The organism is Pseudoalteromonas nanhaiensis (assembly GCF_051235485.1).
Classification (GTDB): domain Bacteria; phylum Pseudomonadota; class Gammaproteobacteria; order Enterobacterales; family Alteromonadaceae; genus Pseudoalteromonas; species Pseudoalteromonas lipolytica_C.
In genome coordinates, this window is sequence record NZ_JBPNYQ010000001.1 from 441,217 (window position 1) to 460,716 (window position 19,500).

The window sequence follows — 19,500 nt, forward strand, 5'->3', positions numbered from 1 at the left end:
TCGAGCGACAATTTCTAGCGCAAAGAGTATTCTAACATGTCAGAAAAATTTTTAGTTCAACTTAGCGAGCACAGTGCTGCCGCACATTGGGGCGAAAAAGCCACTCTTTCTTTTACTGAACAAGGCGCAACTGTTCATTTAACTGAGCATGATACACTTAAAAGTGTTCAAAAAGCAGCACGCACGTTAGCTAATCAAGGTTTAAAAAACATCGCGTTAGTGGGTGACGTTTGGTGCACAGAAACACAGTGGGCCTTTTACCAAGGTTTCGTTTCACCAAAGAATTTAGATGCGATTGAATTTGTTGAGAACGCAAAAACAGACAGCAAAGAGCTAGCTTCATTAAAGCAAGCGGCTACATGGGCTCGCCAAATGATCAACGGCACAGCCGATGATATCTTCCCTGAAAGCCTAGCTGGTAAAGCGGCTGAGTTTATTCAGTCGTTAGCGCCTGAGCATGTAAGCTATCAAATCATCAAAGGCGATGCGTTGTTGGAGCAGCAATGGATTGGTATCCATGCAGTTGGTCGTGGTAGTGAGCGTCCGCCAGTTTTATTAGCACTAGATTATAATCCAACGGGTGATGAAAATGCGCCAGTTGCAGCAGCTTTAGTGGGCAAAGGTATTACGTTTGACTCAGGTGGTTATTCAATCAAACCAAGTGAAGGCATGCTAGGCATGAAGTGCGATATGGGTGGTGCTGCAACAGTAACAGCAGGCTTAGCGCTTGCTATCAGCCGTGGTATCAACAAGCGTATTAAATTGTTCTTATGTTGTGCAGAAAACCTTATTTCAGGTCATGCCTACAAACTTGGTGATATCTTAACTTACAAAAATGGCACCACAGTTGAAATCGTTAATACTGACGCTGAAGGCCGTTTAGTACTAGCTGATGGCTTAATGGCTGCGGGTGAGTCTGGCGCGCCATTAATTATTGATGCAGCAACGCTAACAGGCGCTGCACTTGTTGCTGTTGGTCAAGAGTACAACGCACTGTTTGGTCTTGATAAAGAGCTAGTACGTGACGTACAGGAATTTGCAGAGCAAGAAATGGAAGCGGCTTGGCCTCTACCTCTTGAAAAGTGGCATCAACAAAACTGCCCATCACCATATGCAGATACAGCAAATAGCCGTCCTCAAAAAGGGGGGGGCTTCGGTGGTGCTTCTAACGCGGCTGGTTTCTTATCACGCTTTGTGCCAAATGAAGGCAAAGGTTGGGTGCACATTGACCTTGCTGCAGCATTTAACATGGGTAGCACAAGCGAGTGGGCTGCAGGCGCTACAACACAAGGTATGCGTACCGTTGCAAGAACGTTACTAGAAAAAGCATAAGTAATTTCCTTGTAGCTAATTAAGCGCCTTAACTTTACCTAAAGTTAAGGCGCTTTTTTGATCTAAAGAGTAATTTTACAAACTGATACAAGCTTTTTTGAGTAAATTAGTATAAAATCCCGCCCCACATTTTCTCATCCTGTGGTTAGTTTTTATTAAATTAGCTACACTTGAATGATCATTCACACTGGGGTCTCTATTTATGTCAGATAAGTGCTATATCACAGCGCAGCAGCTTCTTGAAGATTCATTTCGTGTTGCGGCACAAGTTTATAAAGATGGTTTCCGTCCTGATTTCATCATTGGTATTTGGCGTGGTGGCGCACCAATCGGTATCGCAGTTCAAGAATATTACGATTACAAAGGCATTGAGACTGATCACATCGCGGTTCGTACTTCTTCGTATTACGGTATTAACCAACAATCAAAAGAAATCAAAGTTCACGGTTTGCATTACATCATTGAAAATGCCAATGCAGACAACTCATTATTAATCGTTGATGACGTGTTTGATTCTGGCCGCAGTATTTTTGCATTGAAAGAAAAGCTTTCTGAGCTAATGCGTTTGAACTTACCACGTGATATTCGCGTTGCATGTCCTTACTACAAGCCTAAGAACTCAAAGGTAGATATGGTACCTGATTATTACATTCATGAGTCTGATGAATGGCTAGTATTCCCGCATGAGCTGTCAGGATTAACACCGGATGAGATTATTGAAGGTAAGTCTGATTTAAAAAATATCCACGATATTTTGTTAGAAAAGTAATCCAAGTATTTCTTCGCAGTTATGCTGTCATAACTGCGAAAAACTCTCTACATAATCACTCAGTTTTTCAATATCAACAACTTGCAGGCCTTGATTACTGCGTTGTACTAAGCCTTTTTCAACAAGTTCTGTTACTACACGTCTATAAGCTCTTTCAGTTGTGGCAAAGCGCTCAGCTTCTGCATTAACCGTTGGATATGCACGCAGCAGAGTGGGATTGTTATTTTCTGCTCTCAGTAAACAATCTTTAGCTATGTTATAGCTAAGTGGTAAAAGTAATTTATCTAAATTTATTTTTTGATTTTCTTGGAATTTTGCAGCAATAGTTTGCGCTGTATATAAGCTCAGTTCAGGCTTTTCTAACAGTAGTGAACGCCAGTGCTTTAGTTCTATTAAGTTATAACTGACATCACTAAAGCAAGTTACTGTGTAAATACAGGGTAAGTTATTGAGCGCTTCAATTTCACCAATCAGGGTGTTGTTGCAATCAAGTTGACCTAATAAAAGGCGACGGCCATTACCCACATCATAGCTAAACGATACAGTGCCACTTCTCACTAAAACAAGTTTACTGAGTGGTTGATCTTGGTGAATAAGCACTTCTTTTTTAGCTTGCTGAAAACTACTGCCTGCAAATGTCAGTAGCTGGTCAACAAGGTAGCTTGAAAAATGATATTGAAACATTAACGCCGCTCTTCGGACAATTGTCCTATTTATTACATCTTAATGACGCTAGCATTAAGATTCAAAGAATTTATGCTAACTTACTAGTAAGGTGATACACGTTACTGATACCTTCATTTCCCGTGTAATGATTTTAAAGCTAAGATGATTTCTTAAGCTTTACAAGGTTTTTAGTAGGTTAGCTTTTTTATTTATTGTCAAAGTAGCACTGAGTGCGTCAAAAAAAATGACAAGCCCCAATGCTAACCTAAAGCCTAGGAGAGAACAATTGAGTTGGGAATATTTAGGCTATTTAGCATCTGCACTGTTAGTTGCTTCTTTGACGATGAGTGATGTGGTAAAGCTCCGCTGGTTCAACCTAGCAGGCTGTATTGCTTTTACCTTTTATGGTCTTGCAATTGGTGCCGTTCCGGTGGCCTTCACCAATGGCTTACTGGCATTTGTAAATATTTACCACATCATAAAGTTAAAGCGTCAGCAAAAAACTGACGCTAAAAACCCTTAATCCTCTTTTTTATATTTAAGCTCGCCTGCAATCCAAGTTTGAGTAACGCTAATATCGTGAATTTCTGATACAGGCACCTTGTAATAGTCTTTATCAATCATAATAAAGTCAGCCCATTTGCCTTGCTCTAAGCTACCAACTTTAAACTCTTGATGTGCGGCATAAGCACCACCTAAAGTAAAAGCACGCAGCGCTTCATCGCGAGATAATAATTCTTGAGGACGCCAGCCGCCTTCAGGCTGTTGATTGTGATCCATTCGTGTAATGGCTGAATATAAACCATCAAATGGGTCGGCAAGCTCTACAGGAAAATCAGAACCCGCTGCAATTACTGAACCTTGCGCTAAAAAGGTTTTCCAAGCGTAAGCCCCTTCAAGTTGTTTCTCAGTTAAACGCTGCTCAGCCATATGCATATCAGAGGTTGCATGAACGGGTTGCATTGATGGAATAATTTTTAGTGTCTTAAAGCGAGGAATGTCATCAGGGGCAACAATTTGTGCATGTTCAATGCGGTTACGCAGTAAAATGCCTCCTGATTTTTTAAACACATTTTCGTAAGCATCTAACACTACATGGTTGGCTTTATCACCAATGGCGTGGGTGTTCGCACTAAAGCCATGAGCAAAACTCAGGTTAAATAATTGTTCAAGTTTCTCTTGGGTTTCAAGCATTAAGCCATGATGATTTTTACGATCTGCATACTCTTCGATTAGAGCGGCACCCCGACTACCCAAGGCACCGTCAGCGTATACTTTGACACTGCGAATAGACAGCATGTCGTTCATATCTTTATAACGACCAGCTTTAAGCATGGCTTCTAGCTTAGGATCGGCGGCACTAAGCATGGCGACGATTCTAACTGGCAGGGTATTTTGCTCAGAACGCTGCTTATATACTTGCCATGTATCATAATCGATACCAGCATCATGGGTTGAGGTGATCCCCAAACTTAGTAAATGCTCACCAGCATTGTCTAATGCTGTATTAATGCTGGCATGGCTTACTTTTGGTACATGCTTTGTAATAAGCGTTTCGGCTTTATCAATAAATACGCCTGATGGCTCACCTGAAGTCAGTTTGATGATTTCTCCCCCAGCAGGTGAATCGGTGGCTGCAGATATCCCAGCTAATTCTATTGCTTTTGAGTTAACCCAGACCGCATGGCCGTCAACCCGAGAAAGTACCACGGGTTTATCTTTTACATATTTGTCTAAATCAGCAGCGGTTGGAAACTGTCCGCCGGGCCATTGTTCTTGGTTCCAGCCGCGGCCAATGATCCAGCCTTGTTTATCTTTAGCAAATTCAGCCAGCATTTTGCCAACCTCATCTGCTGAACGGGTATTTCTGACATCAAGTTGAGACAGATTATTACCTAAACCAATCACATGACCATGAGCATCGACTAAACCAGGTAAAAGAGTGGCTTGTTTGCCATCAATAGTGGTAGCGTCAGGGAAGCTTTTTTTAATTGAGTCATCGCCAGTTTTTACGACTTTACCGTCTTTAAAAACCAGTGCTGAAAAGTGTTGGGTTTCACCTTGGTAGGTTGGTGTATAACCATTTACATTGTAGATAACTGTGGTGTTGGCAAAACAACTCAGTGAAGCTGTTGCCAGTAGGCTGATGATAAGTTTCATAATCTTTTAATTATTTTTTTAATGTATGAAAACAGTATCAGAGTTGCAGTAAACTGCAACTCACAGAAGAAAATTTCGACTAAAAATAACGGCTATTTACTGGCATAAGCCTTGTATTCTGAGAGAGATAGCTTGTTATCTTTATTATTATCGTAATTACTAAACCGAGACCATAAAGCTGGATCTCGAGCAGATTCTGAGCGGCTCAAGAAGCCATCTTCATTACGGTCTAGTTGTTTAAATTTTTCACCAATACTATCTGCAGCGACACTGATTGTACTAAATACGCAACACATTGCGAGGCTGGCAAAGGTTAATTTTGACATTGCTTTAACTCTTATTTGTTAAGTAGTGTTTAAATTCAAGAAGCGATATTTGTTGATCTTTATTTTCATCCCACTGCGCCATATGCTTTTTTAAATGCGGTTGAGATGAAAGTTCTTCCAAAGATAAAAAGCCGTTTTTATCTTTATCTAGGTGATCAAAGCGCTGTTTTACATCCAATGCTAAGCTGTTGAAGCTTATAGTAATTAAGGTACATGAAGCAAGCCAGAAAATTCTCATAATTACTCTCCTTTATTAGGGCGCGCTGCCCTTCGGGTTCTTCCTAGGGGCGATTAACTCTTTGTTGCTCGATTTTTACTTAGCCCACTAGGTTACAAATCTCGCGCCACGATTGAATCGTCCCCAGAGTGAACAAATTTTAATCCACAAAGGTCAACACGCTTTGGTAAAAGTGCTTGCCATAATTTAAGTCCCAAAATTTAAATCCGTTTACACATTCCCTCTGGGATTATGGCAAGCACTTTAAGCCGTTAAGGTTTGAATTTCTCAAACTCTTGTTCAGACAGAACTTGATCGCCGTTTTCATCCAGATCGGCAAATTGCTTAAGTAAGTTATCGTGTTTGGTTGCTTCTGTTAATGAAATTTCGCCATCGGCATTGGTATCAAATTTCGCAAAACGCACATCCATTTGCGATGCTAAAACGGTGGCACTGATAACTAAAAACATCAACGAGAATGCTGCAAAAAGTTGTTTCATCACACACTCCTAATTAATAAATGATTTAAACTCTGCAAATGAAATTTGACCATCTTGATTGCTATCAATTTGAGTGAAGTTTCCATGTAATAAAGCGTCTTCAGATGCTTCAGCATCACTCAAAAAACCATTGCTATCTTTATCTAATTCATTGAATGTATCTTTTAAATCAAATGCATTACTGCTCATTGAAATTACACTCAACAGCACGGCTAGTGTGTAGGTCCTCGTTTTCATTTGCTGTCCTAATAAACTTATTTGTAAGTGCTAATACAATAACAGTGCCAACTTTTATTCTTCTTTTTTATCAATGATTTATGTTATTTTGCTGTTATTGGGTACGAAATAGTTACAGAGTAATGTGTCTTTTTTGCAACGTAATTATTGGTTTTTATTTTTTTATCTTAATTTTCAATTGGTTGTGTTGTTGCAAAATAGCAACGTTGCGCCTGATTTAGGCAGTAAGTTGTCTTTTTTCAGTTCGGATTCAGCGAGTGTCTAAGTTCATTCACGAATAATGAATGCCAGCGTTTCTTATGAGGGTAAGTATGCAAAGTAGCATAGTAATTAAGTGCAAACAGTGTTTAAGCTGGCGACCAAGCCTAATTGGTCAGTTTGTATGTAGTATTTTACTTTCCTTATTACCATTGTGTTTAGTGGTGATTTTGTTTTTAAACGCACTGAATAAACAGCTGGCTGTTACGCAAGAAATTGTGGGTGATAATGATGAAATCACTAAGGTATTTAACAATTTAAAGCAAGACTTAAATAGCCTTGAAAGAGCAACGCGGCAAAATTGGGTACTCAAGAGTGAATCTTTAGATACATTAATTGAAAATAAGTGGAGTTCATCAATTCAGCGTATTGATGAACTGATCTTTTTAAGTCCTACGGCTGATTATATTTTGCAGTGGCGTCAATTAGCTGAGGTACTGCAATTTGCACAGCAGCATCTTTTATTTGAACAAAAGCAAGATGGTGAGTTATTTGCCCCCGCAAGTAAGTTAATTAGTGAGCAAACCAATTGGCTTAGAGAGCAAAACGAATTACGTATAACTAAAAACCAGCAGCAATTAAAAGCATTGCAAACATCTTTTATTAACTGGTTAGTAGCACTTATTCCTTTGACTCTACTCGTAGGCGGAGGGTTTTTATGGCGGATCAGTGGTCGTCTACGAGAGCTAACGAGCGTGATTGATAAGCTAGGTCAAGGCCATTGGCAGCAAAAAATAAATGTCCGAGGCTCGTCTGAGTTAGTTGAACTTGGCAACAAACTTGAATGGGTTCAAGCGCAGCTACATATGCTTGAGCAGCAAAAAGATACATTTTTACGTCATGTAACTCATGAGTTAAAGACCCCACTTGCTTCAATGGTTGAAGGAACTGATCTATTAACAGATGAAATTGTTGGCCCTATTAATGATGAACAAAAAGCAGTCCTTGAGCTAATCACCCAAAGCATGGTGCGACTTAGAGCAATGATAGAAAGTTTACTTAGTTATAATGCGATTCGTACTAGTAAAGAGACAGTGACTGAGCTTAGTTTTGCCGCCATAAAAGATAAGATTGAGCGTCACTTTGAACATCGTCTAGTTGCACGTGAACAATCACTGTTATGGGTTGATGAGCTGCCTAAAAAAGCACTTTATATTTCAATTGAGTTACTAGAAATGATCTTGATCCAACTCACTTCTAATGCAATCAAGTTTTCGCCTGAACAAGGCTGTGTCACGATTAAAGCGAATTTCAAACATGGCAAACTTATTATCAGTGTTATTGATCAAGGACATGGAATTGATGATTCCGAAAAGGCCGCGGTATTTGGTGCGTTTTATCAAGGCAAAAATGCAAAACAGCAGAGCGAGATGGGCAGTGGCTTAGGTCTCACAATTGTTAAAGAAACCGTAGAGCAATTAAATGGCAAACTCTCTATTACAGATAACGAACCTCAAGGGTGTGTTTTTACCGCCGAATTACCAATTCAATTAACCCAAGGAGTTAACTGACATGGGCTTAGCACATAAAGCCAGTTTTATCCTCATTGCATGCTCGATGCTTATCACGGGCTGTACATTAACGCAAAAGAAGCCCGTAGCAGAGGTGAAGACAGAAAATAATCAGGTCGCATCGCAAGGAAAACCTAATCCTAAACCGCGCCCGAAAAGCGAGCCAAACTACCCGCCAGCAAGTACTGTGATTGCTTGGCATGCAGCACAGTGTGGTGGTTATAAAGCTAGTACGTCAAAGCTAAATTTTGTCGGTGAGAATGAATTGAAAAGCCTTTTTAAATCAATGTGTTTGTTAAGTGCTACAGAACCTGAAAAAGCACTTGCTCAACTTGAAAAAAGCGATCACGCCTATTACTGGCCTGACGATATAAAGCAGTATCTTTGGTTGCAAAAGCAACATTTACAGCAAAGCTTAGCAGCAAAACAAGCAAAGCAAGCGCTAAGTGATGAAATGGAAAAAACCTTGTCGTCGCTTGCGACTATCGAACAACAACTTCTGCTACGTGAAGAAACCAAGGAGCAGTAATCATGAGTGAAGAAACAAAACCACGGGTTTTATTAGTTGATGATGATGCCAGCTTATTAAAATTACTGGCTATTCGGATTGAATCTAAAGGCTATCAGGTAAGCACAGTCGAAAGTGGTATTGAGGCGTTACAAGCGTTAAAAAATCAAACCTATGATGCGGTGATCACCGACTTAAGAATGGATGAAATGGACGGCATGGCTTTGCACCGTCAGCTACAAAGTCGTTATCCTTCAATGCCGGTGATTATGATGACAGCACATGGTTCGATACCTGATGCAGTTGAGGCAACTAAACAAGGTATATTTGCGTTTATTACCAAGCCTGTAGATAAAGATGAGCTGTTCGACAGCCTTGCTAAAGCTATCGAAATTCATGGTGTACACGGTGATGAAACACCGACACAAACTAATATTGTCACCCGTAGCGGGGCGATGTTGCATTTACTTGAACAAGTTAGATTGCTTGGTCCAACGCAAGTGAATGTGTTGATCTCTGGTGCCAGCGGCACAGGTAAAGAGTTGCTTGCACAAGCAATACATCAACACAGCCATGTTAGTGACGGGCCATTTGTGGCAATTAACTGCGGCGCTGTGCCGGGGGAGCTTTTAGAGTCGGAATTATTTGGGCATAAAAAAGGCGCGTTTACAGGTGCAGTAAAAGACCATCAAGGTTTGTTTCAACAAGCACAAGGTGGTACCCTTTTTCTAGACGAAATTGGTGATATGCCGCTAAATTTACAAGTAAAACTGCTGAGGGTTTTACAAGAGAAAACCATTCGTCCTGTGGGCTTTCAAGAAGAGATCCCAATTGATGTGCGAGTGGTGTCGGCGACCCATAAGAACCTCCCTGAGGCAATCAATAATCAGCAGTTCCGTGAAGATTTATATTACCGATTAAACGTGGTGAACTTAAAACTGCCTCCGCTTTGTGAACGCCGAGAAGATATTAGTTTGCTAGCACAGCATTTTGCAGGTCTTATTGCTAAACGTATGGGGCAAGAGCAAAAGCAGTTTGCCAACGATGCGATGCATGCACTGGTTCGCTATGACTGGCCGGGTAATATTCGTCAATTACAGAATGTGATTGAGCAGGTAGTAGCTCTTACACCGGGTAAAGTGATTGCAGCTCAGTTGGTAGAGAGTGCATTAAACAGTAATATTAGTATTGCTGAACCGCTTTCGTTAAATGATGCAAAAAAAGAATTTGAGCGAGATTATTTAATTAATACGCTAAAGATGTCAGCAGGTAATGTTGCCGAAGCCGCAAAACTTGCGAAACGTAATCGCTCAGATTTTTATAAATTAATTAAAAAGCACAACATTAATGTTGAAAGCTTAATATAAGGAAAAACATGGCGCTTTTTTTAGTCTATCTGGGCGGTCGTATTCAAGGTTGCCACATTGAAATGCACGACGTTCGATTTGTCGTAGGCGATAACATTGAACAAACCTATTCAAAACTTAAAGCACAATGGGTGGGTGATAAAAGCAATGTGCACATGGATAGCTATATGCAAATTCAGCATATTGATGGCTATCAGGTCGAAGTGGTTGATACCCAGCATCACCAAGCTGAAAAACTATACTTTGTAAATTTAGGTGCTTACCGAGCAGATAGCCTTGCTGAACAACATGATTTTGCATTGTACGTTGCGCGTAGCAGTGAAGAAGCAAAGCAACGCGCTAAAGAGTCTTTATTGGCTGGAATGACTCATCTTCATAAAGATGATTTACACGATGTAGACGATTGTTTTGCGATTGATTTGTTAGATAGCAACTTATCAATCAAATTAACGCCAAGCGGGCAAGCACAAGCAATGAAGCCCGATTGGTTTGGCTATCACGTGCTTTAAGCTATTCTTGGTTATCGTTTTTACTGGCAACTTTAAAGGCGATAATCACCAACCCAAATAAGGCAAATGGCAGTGCAGCGAGTAAATACTCAACGGTATGGCTGTCTTGGTAGTTAGGCTGGAGTAGGAAGTGACCTGCAACACAAAGTAAAATAGCCACGAACAAAACGGGCAGTAAAATCAGTTCTTTTTTAGGTGAGTGTTTTTTCATTACAAGGCGTTATATTCCAAAGGTGCGCCATTGTAATGAGCTACCCTTAGCTAGGTCAAATAAGTTGCTTTGTAGTTTGCTTTATATTGCGCTGTATCAACTTTTTTGGTGTCAGCTTTTACAGGCTGCTTTTTTGGAGCCGCTGGTTTATCGGTTGTTTCATTATAGCTAAATAGCCCCATAATGAACTCAATCTCTTCACGTTGTAATCCAGATCGCATGATGCCCTCCAAAAATAATTTGCCTTTTGTATTACAAATGTTACGTCCTGTAATCTGAATTATCGGTGAATATCGCGCCACTAAACTGTAATCATATGTAACGCAAATGTGCTTATTTAATAGGCAGTTCCACAGTAAACACAACACCTGTGCCATCATCTAAATTTTCTGCTAATACTTTACCGTGATGGTAATCGCAAATAAGCCTTACAATATAAAGACCTAAACCCAAGTGGGGCTGCTGCTGATGTTGCTGACTTCTCACTGAGACCATTGAGTCGAAAATATGTTCAACTAATCCATCAGGTAATAGAGGACCTTGGTTGCTAATTGTTAGTACTGCGTGTTGATCTTGCTTGGTTAAACTCACGGAAATTGTGCTTTGCGGGGTTTTAAACTCAAGTGCATTGTTGATGAGCTTATCGAGTAATTGCGCAATAAATTCTGGTGCGCCGCTGACATTTAACGGCTCTTTATCAAGCGACAAGGTAAATAGACTTTCACCATAGGTTATTTGATAGCCCTGCATGCAGCCGGTGATCACCTTGGTCAGGTCAAACTCTTCTGCCTCGGCATTTTGAATACTTTGTTCAAGGCGCGTTGCTTCACTCATGGTGGTAATAATTTTACCTAACCGCTCAACCCCTTCACTGGCACGGTCGAGGTATTTTTGACTCAGTTCAGATTGCGGCTGCATTTGTAGGTTTTCAAGCGATGACCGCACAACAGCAACTGGTGTACGAAGTTCATGGGAGAGTCGCGATGACATATTTTCTAAGTAATCAGTATAACCACTTAAGCGACTAACAATGTTAGCAAAACTGCGAGAAAGGTCGCCAATTTCGTCATTCGAATCGGCATAAGTAATTTTGCCGGTGATCCGCCCTTGAGCATCAATAGCTTGCTCGGCATTGTCACGTAAGCGGCGAATACGGCTAGAAATTCTAGAAGCAAAAAAGAACAGTGTCACAGTGCCAACAAGCATCACCGCTAAAATGACATTAAAGAGCTTCTCTAACGATTTATTACGTAGGGTGCGCACACCGTTGGTGGTTTCTTCTGCGATTACTGCACCAATGACTTTATCTTGGATCCAAATAGGGTAGGCCGCCGATAAAATAACGGCTTTGTTATCTGGAGTTAAGCGCCATGATGATGCAGGTTTCCCATTTAAAGCACTGGCTATGTGAGTACCTTGCATCGCTGCGACATCATGTAAGGTATCAATAAACTCATTTTCTGGGCGAGTTAAAATTTTATAGTAAAGTGGGTGTAAGTAATCTTGCTCAAAGCGTTGCCACCAGGTTGTTGCGGGCTCCTCTTTTAGGCCGTCTGCCCACACGCCATCGGCATGATGAATTGAGCCTGATTGCGCAAGTACACGATGATGGTTATCGACGACCCAAATTCGACTACCACTGTGGCCCATGCCTTTCAAAATACGGTTAATTTCTGGCGAAGGCACCAAAACAGAGCCGATATCATTGGGATTTTGCAGGTTTGAAGTCGACATAAGCTGAGGCTCAACCTTGTCTTCATCCCAGTCTTCAATAGCAAAACCGAGCTTATTACCTAACATAGAAAGCGGAAAACGCAGCTCTATGTTGTAACCCGTGTCGGTGCTTTTAAAGTAGCCTTGGATTTTCGTGACCGGCTCTTGTGTTTTGGCATCAAAAGCATTGACCCAGCCATCTTGACGGGCGGCCACCACATAACTTTTAAACTCACCTTCAGGTGTTTTTAACATGATCTGTAAGTGATCATTACGGGTAAAGCTGAGCACATTTTTAGCACGATACACCAGTGAGCTATCAGTGACTTTAAATGCCGCATAAAGGTAGTTTTCGTATTTGCCTACCATGTGATCAAAACTTAGATCACTTGGTTGATGATCATTACTTAACCCCTGTAAGTAGCGCTTGTCGTAATGCCAAAATAAGCTTTGATAAGGCTGCCACTCCGACAATTTACCATCAAGTTGAATCGGGTTATTTAGGTTATAGGCGTATAAATCTCGACCTTTTACAACTTGATCTAAAAAGTTGGTTTGCGAGTCAAACAAAGCAGGGCGTTCATGTAATGCGGTAGCGAGTGCACGAGTGGTGCCCACTAAGGTTTTTTCTTGCCCTTGTCTTAAGAACTTTTCCATTTCCCAAACATACTCATAGCCAAGCCAAGGCAATAAAAATAAAAAGCAGGATAAGAAAATAAACTTTGTTCTAAGCCCCAAACGCAGCATTAAGCTTGCTCCCAGCGATAACCCATACCGTAAACGGTATCAATGCAGTCAAATGCATCATCTAAAGCAATAAACTTTTTACGAATGCGTTTTACATGCGAGGTAATGGTGCTGTCATCAACATAAATTTTCGCATCACTCATTAATTCGTTGCGGCTTTTAACATGGCCTGGACGCTGCGCAAGTGAATGCACCATCCAAAACTCTGTCACGGTTAAATCAACCAGTTGCTCTTGCCAAAACACCTGCATGCGCTGGGTATCTAACTTTAATGGGCCGCGATGCAAAAGAGCGGTTTGATCGGCGGGTTGATCGAAGGCATCAAGGCGTCTAAACAAGGCACCAATGCGAGCAGCAAGATGCGCCATACTGATGTCTTTGGTTAAGTAATCGTCGGCTCCCATGCGCAGACCGCATACGGTATCAATTTCGCTATCGCGGGCGGTTAAAAATATAATCGGTAAGGTTTTAGAAAGACTGCGTAATGTTTGGCAAAGTAAAAAACCACCATCCACTTCATGGCCAAGGCCAATATCAACAATGGCTAAATCTGGTAAAGATTGACTAAATGCCAGTTCAGCACTGGCTCTGTCAGCAAAGCCTACAACCTGATAGCCCTGAGCACTGAGCATTTCTGTGTAGTTTTCGCGGATTGCTGTTTCATCTTCAACGATTGCTATTTTCTTCATTGTTAATACTTACTTAAATTCTTTCTATAGCGAACTATACCTAATTTTTTGCCTTGCGTACTGGCAAAAACGCGATTGCCATTTTTCTGCCACAATTGCTCAGCAGTTTGCCTTTTTTGATCCCCTTTATTGCCATTTCGACTTGTTTTAATAGCTCCATACCAAGTTCGCAACACCAACCAATGTTGCCAAGCAATTAAGTAGAAAAAGGATTAAACCATGAAAAAATTAATTATTGCCGCTGTTATCACATCTGCTGTATCTGTAGCCCCTTTTGCAGACGCTGCGAGTCAAACTAAACAAGAAACACCAAAAGAAACAGCTATTGGCTTAGGTGCAGGTGCCCTTGTTGGCGGCATAGTCGGCGGCCCAGTGGGTGCATTTATTGGCGCGTTTGCTGGTGGCTTAATTGGCGAAAAAGAAGCGGCAGACAACACTATTGATGAACAAGCCCACGCATTAGTTGTAATGAAAGAGCAAACCGCTGATTACCAACAAGTGATTGCTGATAACGCAGCCCTAAGTGAGCAGCTTGAACTATTAGCTGACGAAAAAGAGCAGTTACTACAAGCCCAATTGAACACCTTATTGGCGATGACGGTACAGTTTAAAACCGGCTCTAGCGAAATAGCCCCACACTTTGCTAATCAACTCGACAAGGTCGCGCAGTTACTGATTGCCCAGCCAAATCTGGCTATCGACTTAAATGGCTTTGCAGATCAGCGTGGTGATGAGTTGGCTAATTTAATGCTTTCAAAACAACGTGTAAATGCAGTGCAAAGCTACTTAATTAAACAAGGCGTACCTCATACCCGCTTAACCGCAACTGCCTTTGGTGAGCAGCAAAGTGTTGCCGATTCAAATAACTACGAAGACAACGTGTTTGATCGCCGCGTAACCTTAACGACACGCCCTGTGTCACAAAGCAGCTTACGCACAGCGCAAAGTAACCACTAATTCATCTGTCGATGGAGTGACATATTATGTTGAGTAACCGTACCAAAAGGCTCCTTTTTGGGAGCCTTTTTATCCTCTTATTAGGTTATGCAGTTAACCCTGCATTTGCAGCCAATGCCAGTGCCGAACTGCGATTTTATGATGATTCAAATAGCCAAGTGTCTTCGGGTTTATTAGTGAAAAACGATGTCACTATGACGCTCACTGGGCTTATTAATCATGTTGTTGTTAAACAACGTTATCAAAACCCGCACCCGTTTGCAGTAAATGCCCGTTATGTGTTTCCGTTACCTGATGAAAGTGCTGTTCATGCCATGCAAATGCAAATAGGTGAGCGCATTATCACCGGTAACATTGCCCTTAAACAGCAGGCTGAACAGCAATTTGAGCAAGCTCAAAAACAGGGTAAACGCGCCGCTTTAGTTCGTCAGCAACGTGCGAATATTTTCTCTACTGATGTGGCAAACCTTGGAGCAGGGGAAGAGATTGAAATTACCTTGCAATACCAAGAGATAATCGGTTTTCGAGATGGTGTGTTTTCACTGCGTTTTCCAACCACTATTACGCCGCGCTACGAACCTTTAACGGCAGAACTACAGCAAAAAGCGAATCTAGAAACAAAAGGCACTGAACAACAGAACGACGCAACAGCTAACACAGCTCAAGTGGCATCAGCGTGGCTAAAGCCTGTTTTTCATCGTACACAAAGCCAAGAGTCTGATGCGAGCCTAAACCTTGCAATTGCGATGGATATTGGCCTTGAACTCAGTGATATCAGCGCTAATTTAGCGGGCATGCAAATCGATAATCCAAGTTTTGGTCGCTATCAATTATCACTTAATCGTGATGTTCCTATGGATAGAGACTTTGAGCTGACATTTAAACCCCTTGATAAAGCTCACTCTCAGGCTGCATTTTTTACCGAAACAGTAGCAGGGCAAGAATATGGTTTACTGATGTTAGTACCGCCAAGCGATCACTTTACCTCGCAAGCTCGTCTTCCTCGTGAAATGGTGTTTGTTGTAGATACCTCCGGCTCAATGCATGGTCAATCTATGGAGCAGGCCAAACAAGCCTTGTTTTATGCCCTTTCGTTATTGGATGAAAATGACAGTTTTAACATCATCGGCTTTGATAACGAAGTGTCGGTATTAAGTGATATACCAATGATTGCCAGTGACTTTAACATTCGTCGTGCAGAGCGCTTTATTTATGGTTTACAAGCAGATGGCGGCACCGAAATCGCAAAAGCACTGACTCAGGTACTTGATGGTAAACAGCATGATGGTTTTGTACGCCAAGTGGTGTTTTTAACCGATGGCAGTGTGGGTAACGAAACGCAGCTATTTAAACAAATTCAAACAGATTTAGGTGACAGCAGGCTCTTTACCGTCGGTATTGGTAGCGCGCCTAATAGCTTTTTTATGACCAGAGCTGCCGATATTGGCCGTGGTACATTCACTTTTATTAGTAGTACCAACCAAGTCCAGCCCAAAATGCAGCTACTTTTTGATAAGCTGGCGCATCCAGCAGTTACTGAGCTTGCTCTTGAAGGCGACAAAGCAGCCCTTGAGTATTGGCCATCGCCATTACCTGACTTGTATTTTTCAGAGCCGGTTTTGGTTGCCGTAAAGCTTGATGGCAGTCAGCACTTAACGTTAAAAGGGCAAACAAACACAGGGCCACTCACCATTAATTTAGCAACCGCCAATGCTGCACAAGGCGAAGGTATCGCTAGACTCTGGGCCAGACAAAAAATTAAATCGCTGCTGCTTTATAACGAAAAACAGGCGGTACGCGCAGAAGTCGAGACATTAGCACTTCAGCATCATTTACTTAGCCCTTTTACGGCCTTTATTGCAGTTGATAACTATGCGGATAATGAAATTGCAGAGCGTTCAATGCAAGTACGAAATAAACTTCCTAACGGCATGACGCTACCGCAAACCGACGGACAAAGCCGGGTGTTTATGCTACTTGGGTTGTTGTTGCTTTCTTTCTCGTGGTTATGGCAATGGCGACGCTAAAAAAAGCGCTGCCATTATGCAGCGCCTTACTTGGTATCGCACTATTTGTTAATGGCGGTTATATGCAGGCGAAAGCTTGGCTTGCACAGGCATTGATTGAGTCTGCTTGGCAGCAAGCTTTGCAAAGTCCTAATGAGCAAGTGAGGCCTTGGTTTTACGCCGATGGTTATGTCACTGCACACATAAATTGGCCAAGCCAGCAGCAAGAATTGACTGTACTTGCCGGTGCGTCGGGGCGAAACCTCGCGTTTGCCCCGGGGCATTTTTTGCCAAGCGGTGAACTTGGCAGCTCAAAAGGGGTGTTAATAGCTGGTCATAACGACACCCACTTTGCATTTCTAAAACATGTTGCAGTGGGTGAGCAGTTCTCTATGCAGTTGCAAAATGGCCAGATTGAACATTATCAAGTTCGCAGCATTGATGTTATTCATCAAAGCGAACAGGGCTTTTTAGCACAATCAGGCCTGTATTTATTAACCTGTTACCCTTTTGACTCGTTAGCTTCCGGGACTGAGTTTAGGCTATTGGTGTCGGCTGATAAATTATCGTCGTCTACGTCAACTTTCAGCTCTTGATGACGTTGACTAACAATAACACCGGCGAATACCACTGCGATACTCACCCATTGCCAAAGTGTGAGTACTTCGCCAAGTAGAATGGCTGACAAAATTAACGCAAAAATTGGAATGAGGTTTGAGTAAGCAGCAGCGGTTAATACCGACACCTTACTGATGGCGTAGTTGTACATGCCATAGCCGCCTAAAGTGACACATGAGCCTAAATATAAAATGCTCAATAGGGCACTTAAATCGTGTTGATTTTCGCTGGGTAGTTCGATGAAAAATAAAAAAGGCGCAAAGAACAAACTACCACTAAACCCTTGAATTGCAATTAAAGTAAGTGGTGAATAGCGGGTCACTAAGTGCTTTACACTGACGGTATAAAAGGCGGCGCACACCATCGCCATCAACTCTAAAAAGTTACCAAGCAGTGGGTTAGGGGCTTGCTCTGTGCTTGGTGATAATAGCGTTAATAAAATACTGCCACCAATACACAAGGTAAAACCAACGACGATGGCTTTACTGATGTACTCTTTTAATATTAAGAACGCCAAAATAGCGACGATAATTGGTAAACAAGAGACAATTACCCCAGCTTGCGATGCCGAAGTATATTCAAGAGCATGCCCTTCAAATAAATAATAAAAACAAGGCTCAGCCAGTGACATACCAATTAAATACTTCCAGTCACCTTGTTTGAACTCAAAGCGGATCACATAGCGCCATAAACATAAGCTAATCAATAATGTGGTTAGCATTCTTAAAAAAATGACTAATACGGGATCATAAACATTGATTGCATGCTTTAAAGCAATGTATGAGCTACCCCATAAAAAGGTCGCAATAATTAAGCATAAACTGGCTGGCATAGGTGTCGCTATTGAGTAAAAAAACGAGAGCGCGATCCTAGCATGAATTTTTTTAACTTGTTCAAAAACTGTTAGCTGGTATATATAAATTCTCTATTTTAATTACAGAATATAAGAATCAAATGCAAAGGCCACACGTCGTTGTTGTAAAGCTGGGCACAAGCGTGCTGACAGGCGGTACCGACAAATTAGATAAAGCACACATGGTTGAACTTGTTCGCCAATGTTGTGAATTAAAAAAACAGGGTTATCAGGTTGTTTTAGTATCAAGCGGCGCGGTTGCTGCAGGTCGCGAGCAACTCATTACCCCCTGTGGTCGTTCTTTGATTGAAAAACAAATGCTTGCCGCTATCGGCCAAGGGCAGCTTATTCATATTTGGCAGAGCTTGTTTGCTTTGTATGGAGTGAATGTTGGGCAAATGCTCTTGACCCGCGCCGATGTGGAAGACCGTGAACGTTACTTAAATGCCCGCGATACCTTAAATGCGCTACTCGCTCATAATGTGGTACCAATTATTAACGAGAACGACGCCGTGGCCACCGCCGAAATTAAAGTCGGCGATAACGATAACTTATCTGCTTTAGTCGCAATTTTAGCAAATGCAGAAAAGCTGTTACTGCTAACTGACCAAGAAGGTTTATTTACCGGTGATCCGCGCTCTGATGTGAATGCCAAACTCATCAATGAAGTGACGCATATTAATGATGAACTCAGAGAACTCGCTGGTGGCAGTGGCACAACCCTAGGTACCGGAGGTATGGCGACCAAACTGCAAGCGGCCGATATTGCACGTCGCGCCGGTGTTGAAGTCATTATTGCCAAAGGCGCTGGCAAAAATGTGATTTTAAATTGCATGGCCGATAAGCTCCCAGGTACACGATTTTTAAAACTCACCGCACCAAAAGATGGCCGTAAAAAGTGGCTTCTTGCTGGGCCTAAAAGTAGCGGACAATTAGTGATTGATGATGGCGCAAGCGCCGCGCTTAAAGAACGTGGTGCAAGCCTTTTGGCTAAAGGCGTAAAAACAGTGCGAGGGCAATTTGAACGTGGTGATGTGATTGAAGTAGTGACGAGTCAAGGCCAGTGTATTGCTAAAGGTCTCGTTAATTTTAATCATCAAGAAATTGATCAAATTAAAGGTTGCCATTCATCGCAAATCACCCAGTTGCTTGCGTTTGCGCCGAGCAGTGAAGTTATTCACAGAGATGATATGATTTTGTTATAGTTTTTTAGTATTTCTGATAAAGTTAACTAAACTAAAGTTATATATAGTTTTGGGGACTTTATAGATTGCGTCTAACGCTTGCGGACATGACTGGGTTGTAGAAATTACGCAACAAGAAGAAGAGGCTGGACTTGACGAGGC

The 19,500-nt window shown here is 41.7% G+C and carries 22 protein-coding genes; 11 read left to right on the forward strand and 11 right to left on the reverse strand.

What is annotated here, in order from left to right:
* Positions 1 to 36: 36 nt before the first annotated feature.
* Positions 37 to 1,332 carry an aminopeptidase PepB gene (gene pepB, locus ACSFVZ_RS01965; protein ID WP_135925981.1) on the forward strand — a complete coding sequence of 432 codons (1,296 nt, stop codon included), beginning with the start codon at positions 37 to 39 and terminating at the stop codon, positions 1,330 to 1,332.
* A gap of 202 nt (positions 1,333 to 1,534) precedes the next feature.
* A complete protein-coding gene (locus tag ACSFVZ_RS01970; protein WP_138558375.1) occupies positions 1,535 to 2,101 on the forward strand; it encodes a phosphoribosyltransferase in 567 nt (188 codons plus the stop codon).
* 27 nt (positions 2,102 to 2,128) lie between these two features.
* On the opposite strand, the gene ACSFVZ_RS01975 is transcribed toward ACSFVZ_RS01970, so the two are convergent.
* The gene (locus ACSFVZ_RS01975) at positions 2,129 to 2,785 is read right to left on the reverse strand and encodes a Crp/Fnr family transcriptional regulator (protein ID WP_135925979.1); all 657 of its coding nucleotides are present in this window, start codon (positions 2,783 to 2,785) and stop codon (positions 2,129 to 2,131) included.
* A 268-nt stretch (positions 2,786 to 3,053) separates the two neighbouring features.
* On the opposite strand from ACSFVZ_RS01975, the gene ACSFVZ_RS01980 reads away from it, so the two are divergent.
* Positions 3,054 to 3,290 carry a uroporphyrinogen decarboxylase gene (locus ACSFVZ_RS01980; protein WP_235383264.1) on the forward strand — a complete coding sequence of 79 codons (237 nt, stop codon included), beginning with the start codon at positions 3,054 to 3,056 and terminating at the stop codon, positions 3,288 to 3,290.
* Here the strand turns inward: ACSFVZ_RS01980 and ACSFVZ_RS01985 are convergent.
* The 5 genes from ACSFVZ_RS01985 to ACSFVZ_RS02005 all read right to left on the reverse strand — a co-directional run bounded on the left by ACSFVZ_RS01985 (position 3,287) and on the right by ACSFVZ_RS02005 (position 6,207).
* Complete coding sequence (locus ACSFVZ_RS01985) at positions 3,287 to 4,927, reverse strand: amidohydrolase (protein ID WP_199526291.1); 1,641 nt, start codon at positions 4,925 to 4,927, stop codon at positions 3,287 to 3,289. The genes ACSFVZ_RS01980 and ACSFVZ_RS01985 overlap by 4 nt on opposite strands.
* 92 nt (positions 4,928 to 5,019) lie before the next feature.
* Positions 5,020 to 5,253: an EF-hand domain-containing protein gene (locus tag ACSFVZ_RS01990; protein ID WP_135925976.1), complete on the reverse strand. Its 234-nt coding sequence runs from the start codon at positions 5,251 to 5,253 to the stop codon at positions 5,020 to 5,022.
* A gap of 4 nt (positions 5,254 to 5,257) precedes the next feature.
* Positions 5,258 to 5,491, reverse strand: coding sequence for an EF-hand domain-containing protein (locus tag ACSFVZ_RS01995; protein ID WP_138558372.1), 234 nt, complete (start codon positions 5,489 to 5,491; stop codon positions 5,258 to 5,260).
* Between the two features lie 251 nt (positions 5,492 to 5,742).
* Positions 5,743 to 5,970, reverse strand: a complete 228-nt coding sequence (locus ACSFVZ_RS02000) for a PLC family EF-hand domain-containing protein (protein WP_135925974.1) — start codon at positions 5,968 to 5,970, stop codon at positions 5,743 to 5,745.
* A gap of 9 nt (positions 5,971 to 5,979) precedes the next feature.
* Complete coding sequence (locus ACSFVZ_RS02005) at positions 5,980 to 6,207, reverse strand: EF-hand domain-containing protein (RefSeq protein WP_135925973.1); 228 nt, start codon at positions 6,205 to 6,207, stop codon at positions 5,980 to 5,982.
* Positions 6,208 to 6,518: 311 nt separating this feature from the next.
* Here ACSFVZ_RS02005 and ACSFVZ_RS02010 point away from each other — a divergent pair, with 311 nt between their 5' ends.
* From ACSFVZ_RS02010 to ACSFVZ_RS02025, 4 genes are read left to right on the forward strand one after another with little or no spacing between them, the layout of a single operon-like run.
* A complete protein-coding gene (locus tag ACSFVZ_RS02010; protein WP_235383265.1) occupies positions 6,519 to 7,976 on the forward strand; it encodes a HAMP domain-containing sensor histidine kinase in 1,458 nt (485 codons plus the stop codon).
* 1 nt (position 7,977) lies between these two features.
* Complete coding sequence (locus ACSFVZ_RS02015; protein ID WP_235383266.1) at positions 7,978 to 8,505, forward strand: hypothetical protein; 528 nt, start codon at positions 7,978 to 7,980, stop codon at positions 8,503 to 8,505.
* A 2-nt stretch (positions 8,506 to 8,507) separates the two neighbouring features.
* Positions 8,508 to 9,851 carry a sigma 54-interacting transcriptional regulator gene (locus tag ACSFVZ_RS02020; RefSeq protein WP_235383267.1) on the forward strand — a complete coding sequence of 448 codons (1,344 nt, stop codon included), beginning with the start codon at positions 8,508 to 8,510 and terminating at the stop codon, positions 9,849 to 9,851.
* A gap of 8 nt (positions 9,852 to 9,859) precedes the next feature.
* Positions 9,860 to 10,360: a DUF1543 domain-containing protein gene (locus ACSFVZ_RS02025; RefSeq protein WP_199526287.1), complete on the forward strand. Its 501-nt coding sequence runs from the start codon at positions 9,860 to 9,862 to the stop codon at positions 10,358 to 10,360.
* A 1-nt stretch (position 10,361) separates the two neighbouring features.
* On the opposite strand, the gene ACSFVZ_RS02030 is transcribed toward ACSFVZ_RS02025, so the two are convergent.
* The 4 genes from ACSFVZ_RS02030 to pdsR all read right to left on the reverse strand — a co-directional run bounded on the left by ACSFVZ_RS02030 (position 10,362) and on the right by pdsR (position 13,720).
* Entirely contained in the window at positions 10,362 to 10,571 is a 210-nt protein-coding gene (locus tag ACSFVZ_RS02030) for a hypothetical protein (protein WP_054551195.1), read from the reverse strand.
* A 50-nt stretch (positions 10,572 to 10,621) separates the two neighbouring features.
* The gene (locus ACSFVZ_RS02035; RefSeq protein ID WP_158685596.1) at positions 10,622 to 10,792 is read right to left on the reverse strand and encodes a hypothetical protein; all 171 of its coding nucleotides are present in this window, start codon (positions 10,790 to 10,792) and stop codon (positions 10,622 to 10,624) included.
* Between the two features lie 112 nt (positions 10,793 to 10,904).
* Complete coding sequence (gene pdsS / locus ACSFVZ_RS02040; protein ID WP_281546398.1) at positions 10,905 to 13,031, reverse strand: proteobacterial dedicated sortase system histidine kinase; 2,127 nt, start codon at positions 13,029 to 13,031, stop codon at positions 10,905 to 10,907.
* Positions 13,031 to 13,720, reverse strand: coding sequence for a proteobacterial dedicated sortase system response regulator (gene pdsR, locus ACSFVZ_RS02045; RefSeq protein WP_063527939.1), 690 nt, complete (start codon positions 13,718 to 13,720; stop codon positions 13,031 to 13,033). Before pdsR ends, pdsS begins: the two co-directional genes overlap by 1 nt.
* 219 nt (positions 13,721 to 13,939) lie before the next feature.
* Here pdsR and pdsO point away from each other — a divergent pair, with 219 nt between their 5' ends.
* Genes pdsO through ACSFVZ_RS02060 form a run of 3 tightly spaced genes read left to right on the forward strand, consistent with a single transcriptional unit; the run spans position 13,940 to position 17,279 of the window.
* A complete protein-coding gene (gene pdsO / locus ACSFVZ_RS02050) occupies positions 13,940 to 14,677 on the forward strand; it encodes a sortase-associated OmpA-like protein PdsO (protein WP_063703305.1) in 738 nt (245 codons plus the stop codon).
* Between the two features lie 26 nt (positions 14,678 to 14,703).
* Complete coding sequence (locus ACSFVZ_RS02055) at positions 14,704 to 16,704, forward strand: marine proteobacterial sortase target protein (RefSeq protein ID WP_435557971.1); 2,001 nt, start codon at positions 14,704 to 14,706, stop codon at positions 16,702 to 16,704.
* Positions 16,692 to 17,279 carry a class GN sortase gene (locus tag ACSFVZ_RS02060; protein WP_235383271.1) on the forward strand — a complete coding sequence of 196 codons (588 nt, stop codon included), beginning with the start codon at positions 16,692 to 16,694 and terminating at the stop codon, positions 17,277 to 17,279. Before ACSFVZ_RS02055 ends, ACSFVZ_RS02060 begins: the two co-directional genes overlap by 13 nt.
* Here the strand turns inward: ACSFVZ_RS02060 and ACSFVZ_RS02065 are convergent.
* A complete protein-coding gene (locus tag ACSFVZ_RS02065; protein WP_235383272.1) occupies positions 17,186 to 18,133 on the reverse strand; it encodes a DMT family transporter in 948 nt (315 codons plus the stop codon). The genes ACSFVZ_RS02060 and ACSFVZ_RS02065 overlap by 94 nt on opposite strands.
* A 122-nt stretch (positions 18,134 to 18,255) precedes the next feature.
* Here ACSFVZ_RS02065 and proB point away from each other — a divergent pair, with 122 nt between their 5' ends.
* The gene (gene proB, locus ACSFVZ_RS02070) at positions 18,256 to 19,359 is read left to right on the forward strand and encodes a glutamate 5-kinase (protein ID WP_235383273.1); all 1,104 of its coding nucleotides are present in this window, start codon (positions 18,256 to 18,258) and stop codon (positions 19,357 to 19,359) included.
* The last annotated feature ends 141 nt before the right edge of the window (positions 19,360 to 19,500 follow it).

Coding starts and splice junctions, on each gene's coding strand:
- ACSFVZ_RS01975 (WP_135925979.1), bottom strand. CDS start 2,785: ATGTTTCAATATCATTTTTCAAGCTACCTTGTTGACCAGCTACTGACA.
- ACSFVZ_RS01985 (WP_199526291.1), bottom strand. CDS start 4,927: ATGAAACTTATCATCAGCCTACTGGCAACAGCTTCACTGAGTTGTTTT.
- ACSFVZ_RS02000 (WP_135925974.1), bottom strand. CDS start 5,970: ATGAAACAACTTTTTGCAGCATTCTCGTTGATGTTTTTAGTTATCAGT.
- ACSFVZ_RS02035 (WP_158685596.1), bottom strand. CDS start 10,792: ATGCGATCTGGATTACAACGTGAAGAGATTGAGTTCATTATGGGGCTA.
- pdsR (WP_063527939.1), bottom strand. CDS start 13,720: ATGAAGAAAATAGCAATCGTTGAAGATGAAACAGCAATCCGCGAAAAC.
- pepB (WP_135925981.1), top strand. CDS start 37: ATGTCAGAAAAATTTTTAGTTCAACTTAGCGAGCACAGTGCTGCCGCA.
- ACSFVZ_RS01970 (WP_138558375.1), top strand. CDS start 1,535: ATGTCAGATAAGTGCTATATCACAGCGCAGCAGCTTCTTGAAGATTCA.
- ACSFVZ_RS02005 (WP_135925973.1), bottom strand. CDS start 6,207: ATGAAAACGAGGACCTACACACTAGCCGTGCTGTTGAGTGTAATTTCA.
- pdsS (WP_281546398.1), bottom strand. CDS start 13,031: ATGCTGCGTTTGGGGCTTAGAACAAAGTTTATTTTCTTATCCTGCTTT.
- ACSFVZ_RS01990 (WP_135925976.1), bottom strand. CDS start 5,253: ATGTCAAAATTAACCTTTGCCAGCCTCGCAATGTGTTGCGTATTTAGT.
- ACSFVZ_RS02010 (WP_235383265.1), top strand. CDS start 6,519: ATGCAAAGTAGCATAGTAATTAAGTGCAAACAGTGTTTAAGCTGGCGA.
- proB (WP_235383273.1), top strand. CDS start 18,256: ATGCAAAGGCCACACGTCGTTGTTGTAAAGCTGGGCACAAGCGTGCTG.
- ACSFVZ_RS02060 (WP_235383271.1), top strand. CDS start 16,692: ATGGCGACGCTAAAAAAAGCGCTGCCATTATGCAGCGCCTTACTTGGT.
- ACSFVZ_RS02030 (WP_054551195.1), bottom strand. CDS start 10,571: ATGAAAAAACACTCACCTAAAAAAGAACTGATTTTACTGCCCGTTTTG.
- ACSFVZ_RS02025 (WP_199526287.1), top strand. CDS start 9,860: ATGGCGCTTTTTTTAGTCTATCTGGGCGGTCGTATTCAAGGTTGCCAC.
- ACSFVZ_RS02015 (WP_235383266.1), top strand. CDS start 7,978: ATGGGCTTAGCACATAAAGCCAGTTTTATCCTCATTGCATGCTCGATG.
- ACSFVZ_RS02020 (WP_235383267.1), top strand. CDS start 8,508: ATGAGTGAAGAAACAAAACCACGGGTTTTATTAGTTGATGATGATGCC.
- pdsO (WP_063703305.1), top strand. CDS start 13,940: ATGAAAAAATTAATTATTGCCGCTGTTATCACATCTGCTGTATCTGTA.
- ACSFVZ_RS01995 (WP_138558372.1), bottom strand. CDS start 5,491: ATGAGAATTTTCTGGCTTGCTTCATGTACCTTAATTACTATAAGCTTC.
- ACSFVZ_RS02055 (WP_435557971.1), top strand. CDS start 14,704: ATGTTGAGTAACCGTACCAAAAGGCTCCTTTTTGGGAGCCTTTTTATC.
- ACSFVZ_RS02065 (WP_235383272.1), bottom strand. CDS start 18,133: ATGCCAGCCAGTTTATGCTTAATTATTGCGACCTTTTTATGGGGTAGC.